Source organism: Streptomyces malachitofuscus (assembly GCF_055571035.1).
The window spans coordinates 40057-49356 of the sequence record NZ_JBVIGA010000041.1; the positions used below are offsets into that span (position 1 = coordinate 40057).

At 67.1% G+C, this 9300-nt stretch carries 9 protein-coding genes and 2 pseudogenes; 5 read left to right on the plus strand and 6 right to left on the minus strand.

The window, feature by feature from the left end; translation table 11 throughout:
- Positions 1-89 precede the first annotated feature (89 nt).
- A complete protein-coding gene (locus tag ACZ44S_RS36855; protein WP_466937346.1) occupies positions 90-1295 on the minus strand; it encodes a helix-turn-helix transcriptional regulator in 1206 nt (401 codons plus the stop codon).
- A 189-nt stretch (positions 1296-1484) separates the two neighbouring features.
- Here ACZ44S_RS36855 and ACZ44S_RS36860 point away from each other — a divergent pair, with 189 nt between their 5' ends.
- Positions 1485-2117 carry an HAD-IA family hydrolase gene (locus tag ACZ44S_RS36860; protein ID WP_466937348.1) on the plus strand — a complete coding sequence of 211 codons (633 nt, stop codon included), beginning with the start codon at positions 1485-1487 and terminating at the stop codon, positions 2115-2117.
- 1 nt (position 2118) lies between these two features.
- Here ACZ44S_RS36860 and ACZ44S_RS36865 read toward each other — a convergent pair whose 3' ends face one another.
- The 4 genes from ACZ44S_RS36865 to ACZ44S_RS36880 all read right to left on the minus strand — a co-directional run bounded on the left by ACZ44S_RS36865 (position 2119) and on the right by ACZ44S_RS36880 (position 4088).
- Complete coding sequence (locus tag ACZ44S_RS36865) at positions 2119-2499, minus strand: toxin Doc (RefSeq protein WP_466937351.1); 381 nt, start codon at positions 2497-2499, stop codon at positions 2119-2121.
- 3 nt (positions 2500-2502) lie between these two features.
- Complete coding sequence (locus ACZ44S_RS36870; RefSeq protein WP_388731907.1) at positions 2503-2742, minus strand: antitoxin MazE7; 240 nt, start codon at positions 2740-2742, stop codon at positions 2503-2505.
- A gap of 405 nt (positions 2743-3147) precedes the next feature.
- The gene (locus ACZ44S_RS36875; RefSeq protein WP_466937354.1) at positions 3148-3873 is read right to left on the minus strand and encodes a hypothetical protein; all 726 of its coding nucleotides are present in this window, start codon (positions 3871-3873) and stop codon (positions 3148-3150) included.
- Positions 3870-4088 (minus strand): hypothetical protein, encoded by a 219-nt coding sequence (locus ACZ44S_RS36880; RefSeq protein WP_466937358.1) that lies wholly within the window; start codon positions 4086-4088, stop codon positions 3870-3872. The genes ACZ44S_RS36875 and ACZ44S_RS36880 overlap by 4 nt, the downstream gene beginning before the upstream one ends.
- Before the next feature lie 385 nt (positions 4089-4473).
- Between ACZ44S_RS36880 and ACZ44S_RS36885 the strand changes: the two genes are divergently transcribed.
- Both ACZ44S_RS36885 and ACZ44S_RS36890 read left to right on the plus strand, forming a co-directional pair.
- Positions 4474-7035 (plus strand): DnaB-like helicase C-terminal domain-containing protein, encoded by a 2562-nt coding sequence (locus ACZ44S_RS36885; RefSeq protein ID WP_466937361.1) that lies wholly within the window; start codon positions 4474-4476, stop codon positions 7033-7035.
- A complete protein-coding gene (locus ACZ44S_RS36890; protein WP_466937363.1) occupies positions 7035-7607 on the plus strand; it encodes a hypothetical protein in 573 nt (190 codons plus the stop codon). Before ACZ44S_RS36885 ends, ACZ44S_RS36890 begins: the two co-directional genes overlap by 1 nt.
- A gap of 204 nt (positions 7608-7811) precedes the next feature.
- On the opposite strand, the pseudogene ACZ44S_RS36895 reads toward ACZ44S_RS36890, so the two are convergent.
- Positions 7812-8021: pseudogene (locus ACZ44S_RS36895) on the minus strand (transposase); the annotation flags it as partial.
- Between the two features lie 257 nt (positions 8022-8278).
- Here ACZ44S_RS36895 and ACZ44S_RS36900 point away from each other — a divergent pair.
- Together ACZ44S_RS36900 and ACZ44S_RS36905 are read left to right on the plus strand one after the other, a co-directional pair.
- Positions 8279-8323, plus strand: a pseudogene (locus tag ACZ44S_RS36900) (hypothetical protein); the annotation flags it as partial.
- A 37-nt stretch (positions 8324-8360) separates the two neighbouring features.
- Positions 8361-9209, plus strand: coding sequence for an IS630 family transposase (locus ACZ44S_RS36905; protein ID WP_466937365.1), 849 nt, complete (start codon positions 8361-8363; stop codon positions 9207-9209).
- Positions 9210-9300 lie beyond the last annotated feature (91 nt).

A 9300-nucleotide genomic window follows, 5' to 3' on the forward strand; every position in this document is an offset into this window, starting at 1 on the left:
GCTCAACAACTTAGGGCCATTTACCCAGCTCAACCCTGAATCCAATTCAGGGCTGACTGGGGTTCAGGGTCGGAACGGCTTGTTCAGGGTCAGGCCGCGATGCCCATGTGGGTGGCCACTTTGCGTAGGTCGTCGCGGAACAGGGGGCGCTCCCGCTTGAGCAGGTCGGTCACGGCCTCCCTGACCAGCGGCGAGAAGACGATCTCCTCGGGCGACTGCTCCATCAGCTTGGTGAGCACGTGCACGGTGGCGTAGTCGTCACGCTGGATGCGGTTGCAGTTCATGACCTCGATCAGGTATCGCGTACGACGCTCCAACGGCAGCTCGGGATTGATCTCCACCGTGTCCGCCAAGCGCAGAGCCTCGCTCGCGTTGCCCTCTTCAGCGGTCAAGTGCACCTCGTGCATGGCCACGTTGGTGGGGCCGAAGCAGGTATGCCAGTCGTTGCGGTCCGAGCCGACGCGTTCGGCTGCGGAATTCGCCCCCCGGTAGAGATCCCAGGCGGCAGGCCCCTTTGTGGCACGCACCGCGGCGACGGCTGCCTGCAGATGCAGTGCCCCGTACGCGGACCAGTGCGCTGTGTGCGAGTCGTCGTTGGGGGCGCAGTTGGCGATCGTCGCCCGCGCGAGTTCGACGCTGTCGTGGACTTCGCCGGCGGAGGTGAGGACGCAGGACAGGTTCCAGGCGGCGGCCGCGATGAGGGCGGGGTCGCCGGAGTTGTCGGCGAGCGACAGGCCTCGGTCGGCGGCGATGCGGGCGAGGATTGGTTCCCCCACGCGGCGAAGCCAAATCTGATGGAGCCCGTACAGGCTGACGAGCTGGCGCAGCGCCACGTGCTCGTCGGGACCTGATGCGTCACGCAGGGCCGCATGCCCCTGACGGAGGAGTACGGGGAGGCGGGCTCCCACGTCTTGGTACCGGCCCTTGGACTGGGTCTCGTACACCTTCCACGCGTCGGAGACATCCTTCTTGAAGTCGTCGACGGCGACTGAACCGACAGCGGTGGGCAGCAGCGACGAGGGCATCGACAGTGCACTGCGGATCTCGGGGACGTGCTCGTGCTCCGTGTCCAGGCCGGTACCAACCCCGGACAGGAACCCGCCCGTGAGGTCTTCGAGGGAGCAGCGCAGGACCCTTGCCAGGTCGAAGAGCAGGGACAGCTTGTCGATCGGGATTTGCTCGTGCTCTACCTTGTAGACCCAGTTCTCCGAACGACCGATCAGCTCACCCAGACCCTTTTGGGCCAGTCCGCGCCGCTCACGGTAGTACTTGACCCGTTGGCCGATAGTGAACAAATCCCGTGCATTTAACATCATTTAGCCTGTTCTCCGCAGGGGTAGGGCGCTCGAAACCAGCGTAGGCCGGTTGACCCTCCAGAGGGGGGATACTGGTTGTCTCTCCCCCTGCGGGAGGGCCCTCAAAGGTCTTCTGCTGGAATCGGCGGGGGACCGCCCTTACGACGCGCGTCTCGCAAGGAGCCCCTCTTGTCCTCCTCCTACCGCGGCCTGATCCTCGACTTCGGCGGAGTCCTCACCACACGTATGCGGCTGAACGGCCAGGCCTTCGAACGGTCTGAGGGGCTTGAGCCTGGCGCCTACTTCCACGCCCTTAACGAGAACCCCGAAGGCGTGGCCGTGTACTCGAAGCTGGAAGTCGGCGAGGCCACACAGGAGGACTGGAACCAGGTGATCGGCGGCATCCTCGGTGTCGACCCCACCGACCTGATGCGCAGGGCGCTGGCCAACCTCCGCCCTGAGCCGGCCATCGTGGCGGCTGCGGACCGCGCTCGCGCTGCCGGGATCAAGGTGGCGATGCTCTCCAACAGCTTCGGCCTGGAGCCCTACAACCCGTACGAGGCGCTGGGGATGTGGGAGGACGCGTTCGACGCGGTGATCCTGTCCGAGCGGGAAGGTGTCCGGAAACCGTCAGCGTTCATCTACCAGCGGGCGCTCGATGCGCTGGGGCTGGAGGGGCCGGAGTGTGTGTTCGTCGATGACCACGCCGAGAATTTGCCGCCGGCCGAAGCGCTGGGAATCCGGACCATCCACCACACGACGGACCCCGAAGGGACGGCCGCGCAGCTCGACGCGCTGCTGGAGCGCGCGGCGGCCGCCTGATCTACGACAGCCGCAGGGAGCGCAGCCGCTCGGCGATGCCGTACGAGTCGAGGCGCAGCGCGCGGATGTCGGCGATCAGCTCGCGCCACACTTCGAACTTCGTGTTCACCTGCTCGTCGTGCATGGACAGGTAGGCGAGAGCCACGGTGTACCCGTACAGCTCGTTGCGGGTCGGCAGCGGCCGCAGCATCACGCACTCCTCCAGCATCACCGCCGCCCGCCAGAACGCGTCAGGGCGGTGCTGGTCGTGTCGGGGCGGGTCGACCTTGTGGCGGGCCGCCAAGCCGACGAACACGGAGTAGTCGTTGACCGCGAGGTCATCCAGCAGTTCTTCTTGACGCTCCAGGAACCACCGGTAGTCGACGTAGTACTCGGCAGGCACAGGTCAGGCCGCCCGGGGGGTGTGCGCGACCTGCGCGGGACCGCCGTACTCGGCGTCGAACGCGGCGACGGTCTCCGGGTCGGAGATCACCCGGCGGAATGCTTCGGCGCCCTTGGCCAGCGCGCGCTCGCGCTGCTTCTCCTCGGCTACCCGGGTGAGGTAGGTCTCCAGGGGGAGCCCAGCGTCGTCCGCCAGAGCCTGCAGTGTGGCCACAGTGGTGTCGTCGATCTCGATGCCAGCCATGCATCGAGTATGCCGCCTGAGACCGCACTAGGGCCAGCGACCTGAAAATATGGCGCTGACCTGCGCGTTTATGGTTTATCCAACGCGGCCTGGTCCTCGAAAGCGCCCCAGAGCGGCACGGCGTCCAGTGGGTCGTCCTTGCTGGTGTCGATGGTGCCGTCGGGCCGGTTGTATACGTCGTCGGCGAGGGTGGAGTCCGCGGTCCAGGCGCCGGCGGTGTGCGGTCGGCGAGCGGGACCAGGGCCTCGGCCATGTCGGTGTTCGGGCCCGCGCGCAAGCTGTGGGAGGTGACCTTGAGGCCATTGATCAGCGCGACGCCGACGATCTCGGCGCGGGCCTTGACCATCTCGTTGACGGCCGGGCCGGTGAGGAAGAGGCCCCGCACGGTCGCGTTCTTCCTCTGCTTCAGGTTGCCGGTGGTGGCCAGGGCCCGGAAGAGCGGCTTGGCTGGCAGGTAGCGGACTCGCCGTCGACGGGATTCTGGCCGTGCTCGGTGGGCTCGCGCAGCTCGCGAAGATCAGCGAGCCAGGCCCGGACGCGGGCAACGATCTGCAGGTCGGCCCGGTCGCGGATGAAGCGCCACCGGCCCTTTCCCTTGCGCCTGGTCTTGCTCTTCGCGGTCCACACCCATACGCCGTCGGTGTCCACGCGGATCTGCTTGATCAGCAGGTTCGTGACCTCGATGTAGCGGTAGAGCATCCCGTATTGCAGGACGAGCGTGGCGGCGTCGCGGCGCCCGATCCGGGTGCTCTCGTCGATCTTGGCGGCATCTTGACCAGGTACTTCAAGGTGAGGCCGGCGGACTGCTCCTTCTCTCCTCCGGCCGGGATGAAGTCCTCCAGGGGGTAGTCCTCGATCATCTCGCGGACGAGGGAGACGTGTGGCCGGTCTCTTCGCGTACCAGGAGACGATCCGGGAGCAGCAGGCGAGCAGACTCTCTGGGCTGTACTTGCTGCCGTCCGGCTTCCCCGTCTCCATGAGGTAGCCGAAGTAGGTGGCGACGTTCGCCGTGGTGATTGTGGGCTGGGCGATCCGTCCTTCCTTCACGCACCACTGCTCGAAGCGTGTGCGCGTGGAGTCGCGGTTGACCCGGGTGTTGCGGGCGCCACGTTCGGCGATCCGCTTCTTCACGCGTGGCGGGACGGTGAAAAGTCCTTCTCGGTGAAAGGCGGTTCCTCGTCGGCGCGCGGAGGTGCCTCCCCCCCTGCGAGAATCGTGTGCCGGGTGATGCGGTAGGCGACCGGGGTGCTGGCCGGGGCCGCGGGCAGGAGCCGTTCGCCGTCGTCGACGATCTCGGCGTCGTAGATGACGTCGTCCGGGTCGGTCGCTTCCGTCGCTGTCGTCACGCCCGCCTGCTCCTGTTTGGTGTCCGAGGGTAACTACCCGGTGTCATGCGCCATCGAGCCCGAGCTGTCGCCTGGCGCCTTCCGGATCGGCCCTGTAGTCCTAGCTCGGACACCGGGGAGCAAGTAACTCGCTGACCTTGCGTACAAGGCCCGCCGGTTCGGCGGGTGCGATCGTCTGCGGACGGTGTGGAGCGGAAGCCGGGTCCCGGGTCCCGGCCTCCGTGCTGTCGGCTGCCGATTGCCCCTGCGGCAACCCGGCCAGTTAACTCACACCCACAAGGCCGCCAAATAATGAGTGATGTTTTCGAAGAACATAGTGACTTTTGCCGACTAAATGATGGATTCCTGATATCATGCTGGGGAGGTGTGTGTTTTGGGAGGGTGAGTGAGTCAGTCGCCGCAGGGAGAGCGGGCGATCAGCGCGACCGCAGCGCGGAACAGCCTGTACTCGCTGGTCAAGCTCGTCGAAGAGGAGGGGCGCGCCACGGTGATCACCAAGCACAAGGTGCGCGCTCTGCTTGCTCCGCTGGACCGGTTCCCGGCAGCCCGGAAGGCCGATGTCTTCCCGGCCCACGTGCTGAGCTCGGCACAGAAAGACCTCGGTGACCTCGTGACGCTGGCAGCGCAGGGCAAACCGCAGGTCCTCCTTCGCAACACCACGCCGGTTGCGGTGCTGCTCCCCGCCGACCCTGCTTCAGGTGCCCTCTCATCCGACACGGCCGCGCACCCCGGCGCGGCGACCGCAGGAGGTGCGGTGAACAGCCAAGGCAACCAAGACCGCAGCAGGGCGCCGCGCAGGCTCGCCACGCTGGGCGACGCCATCGGTTCCGTACTCACCGACGGCCCGGTCGGCGGAGCCCGGTTCGGGCTGCCCGGCCTGGACGCCGCGACGGGCGGTCTGCAGCCGGGCCGGCTGACGCTCGTGGCGGCCGCCCCGAACGTCGGCGGGAGCCTGCTGGGCCTTGCCGCCGCACGGCAGACCGCGCTCGTCGACCGCCATACGGTCCTTTACGCGGCGTCCGGACCCAACAGGGACGACATCTTCCGCCGGATCATCTCCGCCGAGACCGGCGGCGACTACCCGCGCCTGAAGCAGGGCCGCCTCACCGAGCAGGAGCAGCAGGTCGCCCGGCAGTTGGTCCAGGCGGGCGATCTGCTGATGATCGATGACGGCACCAACCTGAGCGCCGAGGACATCGCGGAAACCGCGCCGCATATGGAGGGCCTGGCCCTCGTGATCGTGGACCGCCTCCAGGCCGCCCACAGCGCCCGCCTCCCGCTGTCCGGAGAGCGTCTCCCCGATGCCTCCCAGGTCCTGACCGGCCTCGCACGCACCCTGCATGTACCGGTCATCGCCGTCGTGGACAGCGACGACCCCGCGATCCTGGCACTCCTGGACGCCGACGTCGTCTTGACGCTTACCGCGGCCGCCGACCTGGGCAAGGTCCAAGTGACGGTCATTGAACGCGACTTCGGTACGATCGGCTCGGCATACCTGCAGCCCGACCTGCTCCACGCCCGCTTCCTCGACGCAGGAACCGGACCCACCGACCGCGCCCACAGCCCGGCAGGCCCAGGTCTCGCGCCCGGCACCGGCGGAACGGGAACCGCGGCGCTGGAACTGGCAGAAGCCGCCCTTCCCTACACATCCGGCGGACACCAGGGGATCCCCGCCGCCCTCACCCACGAGCTGGCGGCATGGCGCACGGCAGTCGCAGTCGGCGACCAGGACGCCCTCAAGGAGATCCTGCCGTCGCTGCTCCAGGCCGCCACAGCGGTATCGGAGATGCCGGATACTCACGAAGGGCACCGCCTCGCCGCCGCACTGCGGCTCTTCACCACGCCCATGTCCGCCGACACTGCCGGAAGCGCCGGTCAGGCCACTGCTGCCGGTGCCCCTGTGCACGCTCCGGCAGACAGCGGCCAGGGACAGGATGACGTAACGGAAGACGGCGAGGACGGTCTGGCGCCGGGGGACGAGGAGGACGAGCCCGAGGGCCACGTCTTCCCCGCCTTGAAGATCCTCAAAGACTCGGTCGGCCGCTCGAAGATGCACCCGATCCCCGTCATCCGCACCGAGGCCCGCGACAGCGCCCCGTGGACTCTGATCAGTGAGCACATGGACGGAGAGCCCCGCTGGGTTCACCCCGACGTCACCGCCACCCGTGTTCCCCACATCCGGGCGAGCGGAAAGCGCGCCCGGCGCGACCAACTCGACGTGCCCGACTCCTTCGGAGACGGCGTGCTGTGCCTGATCGACCGCAACGGCAGCTTCCCCTCCGCCTGTTCGGCCGTCCCCCTTGCCCCGAACAAGCTCCTGCACACCGGCTCGCTCGACGCGTACGACAAAGCCGGAGCCGGCATCTACCTCATCGACATCCCGGAGTGGAACCGCACCGACATGCCGCACCCCCTGGGGCGGATCATCGACCGACCCGACGAGAACGGCCGCGTCTGGGTCACCACCCCCCACATCAAGCAGCTGGAGAAACTCGTCCGGGCGGGCCACCTCGCCGCCATGCCGACGATTCACGACTCTTGGACCGGGAAGGCCAATGAGTCTCTCTTCAAGCCCTTCTACGAGGCCACCCGCAAGGCACGCACCGAGCTCGTCCAGGTCGGCGGCGCCCCCTACAAGGCGTACAAGACCCGGCTGTCCATCGCGCTGCGCCTGCTGTGGCCCAAGCGTCCCGCACAGAGGTCCCCGTTCTGGCGGCCGGACTGGCGCATGAGCATGGTCGCCGAGGCATCCGTCCGGCACTGGAGCGTGGCCTTCAGGGCTGTCCAGGAAGGCCACCAGCTCCTCGCGCTTCGCAACGTCGACGCGGCCGTCTTCTGGGCTTCCGACGGCACCGCGCCCGCCACCTACCGGATCGGGACCGGCTTCGGCGAAGTGAAGGCCAAGTTCGTCCAGCCCGGCGAGATCATCCCCGAAGGTGACGACTGATGGCTGGCCCCACCGGACGCGGCGACTCTCTGGGCGCAGCCCTCAACGACCTCCTGCGCTCCCAAGCCACCCCCCACCACCGGCTGTCGTCGTACAACGCCAAGCACTGGCACGCCCAGCTCAGCCAGCTCACCGCGACCCACCGCGGGCAGCAGGTCCTGGAGGACGCCGGTCTCCACGTGACGACCAAGACTCTGGTCAACTGGCTGTCCGACTCCGAGTACAACGTCCGCCGCAGCTACCTGGACATCATCCACACCGCGTACGAGAACGCCGCCATCGTTCCCGCCGAACCGATCCCCGACCACATCACGGACGGCCAGTACGCTATCAGCGGCATCGTCAAAACCGGGGACGACGAACGTACGCGCGGCACCCCGAACGCCGCGCCTCTGCGTATCGACGGCAGCCGGGGCAACTGGGACGCGATCGACGAACTCTGGCTCGCTGGCGAACTCACCGACGACGAGTTCGAGTACCACTTCATCGACGACGTCATCGTCGAGGACATCGGCGAAGGCACCGACGGATGGGAGTTCCCCGGCGCGTCGTACTCCGTCGAAGTCCGGTAGTAGCAGGCACGCAGCAGTCGAACCAGCCGTCGCAGCGCGGGAATCCACAGAATGAACCACCTCCTCAATGGCGGAACTCACCGCTGATCGCCGTGTACCCAGAGACGGCCGCGAACGCCGAGCAGCGTGTGACCGAGCTTCTCGGCGCCGCGGGCACGAGCCCGGCTGAGGTACACACCCTCATCGTGGCCATCCAGGCCCGCGCTGGTTCACGAACTGCTGCAGGTTCTGCTCGTTGCCGTCCGGCAGCCTCGAGGCCATGGCCTGGATCGACTTGCGGCGGCCGTCCAGCATTAAGCCCCGCAGGTAACAGTCACCCTTGGCCCGCTGGTCCTTGCGCGGCACCGACGCGAACACATCCGCCACGTACAACGCCAACTTCGCCCGGGCACGGTTCACTTCATGTGCGTCCATCCCCCCCCAACATGCCCAGGAACAGGCCGAACCCGAAGACCTATCGGAGTCCTACTAGTCTTCTGAGTCAGGAATCCTGTTCAGATGTGTAGGGTTGCCTGGTGGCACGTACTGGGCAGCCGAAGGCCGAGTTGATCCTGTCGGATGCGGAACGGGCTGCGCTGGCGGGATGGGTGCGGCGCCGTTCCACCCCGCAGGCGTGGGCTTTGCGGTGTCGGATCATCCTGGCCTGCGTTACAGGCGCGTCGAACAAAGACGTGGCCGCGCAGTTGGGCTCCACGCCGCATGCGGTGGACCGCTGGCGGAAGCGGTTCGTCGAGCACCGGATCGCCGGCCTGGGTGACGCGCCCGGGCGGCCCCCGGATGGTCACCGACGAGCAGGTCGCTGCGGTGGTGAAGCGGACGCTGGAGTCGACGCCGAAGAACCCCACGCACTGGTCGACGCGGGCCATGGCCCAGGAGATGGGCCTGTCGCAGTCGACCGTGTCACGGATCTGGCGGGCCTTCGGCCTGCAGCCGCACCGCACAGAGACCTTCAAGCTGTCCACGGACCCTTACTTCGTCGACGAGGTCCACGACGTCGTCGGCCTGTATCTGGACCCGCCCGAACGCGCTCTGGTGTTCTGCGTCGACGAAAAGTCGCAGATCCAGGCTCTGGACCGCTCCCAGCCGGTGCTGCCGATGATGCCCGGCGTCCCGCAGCGCCTCACCTACGACTACGTGCGCGCGGGCACCACCACGCTGTTCGCCGCTCTCGAGGTGACCACCGGCAAGGTGATCGGCTCCTTGCACCGCCGGCACCGGGCCGAGGAGTTCAAGAAGTTCCTGATCAAACTCGACCAGGAGATACCGGCAGACCTGGACGTGCACCTGGTGCTGGACAACTACGCCACCCACAAGACCCCGGCGATCAAGACCTGGCTGGTAGCTCATCCCCGCTTCTACCTGCACTTCACGCCCACCGGATCGTCCTGGCTCAATCTGGTGGAACGCTGGTTTGCAGAGCTGACGAGCAAGCAGATACGACGCGGGGTCCACAAGAGCGTCCAGGCGCTGGAGAAGGACATCCGCGCCTGGATCGCCGCATGGAACACCGACCCCAAGCCTTACGTCTGGACGAAGACCGCAGACGAGATCCTTGAACGCCTCGCCGGCTATCTGAATAGAATTTTTGACTCGGAAGACTAGTGTCCTGAGTCGGGAATTCGCTTCGTAAGTCAGTGCTGGTTCGGCATGATGGCCGGGTGGCGAGGACGGGACGGCCGAAGGCCGAGCTGGT

Coding starts and splice junctions, on each gene's coding strand:
- ACZ44S_RS36890 (WP_466937363.1), top strand. CDS start 7,035: ATGGCTGGCCCCACCGGACGCGGCGACTCTCTGGGCGCAGCCCTCAAC.
- ACZ44S_RS36870 (WP_388731907.1), bottom strand. CDS start 2,742: ATGGCTGGCATCGAGATCGACGACACCACTGTGGCCACACTGCAGGCT.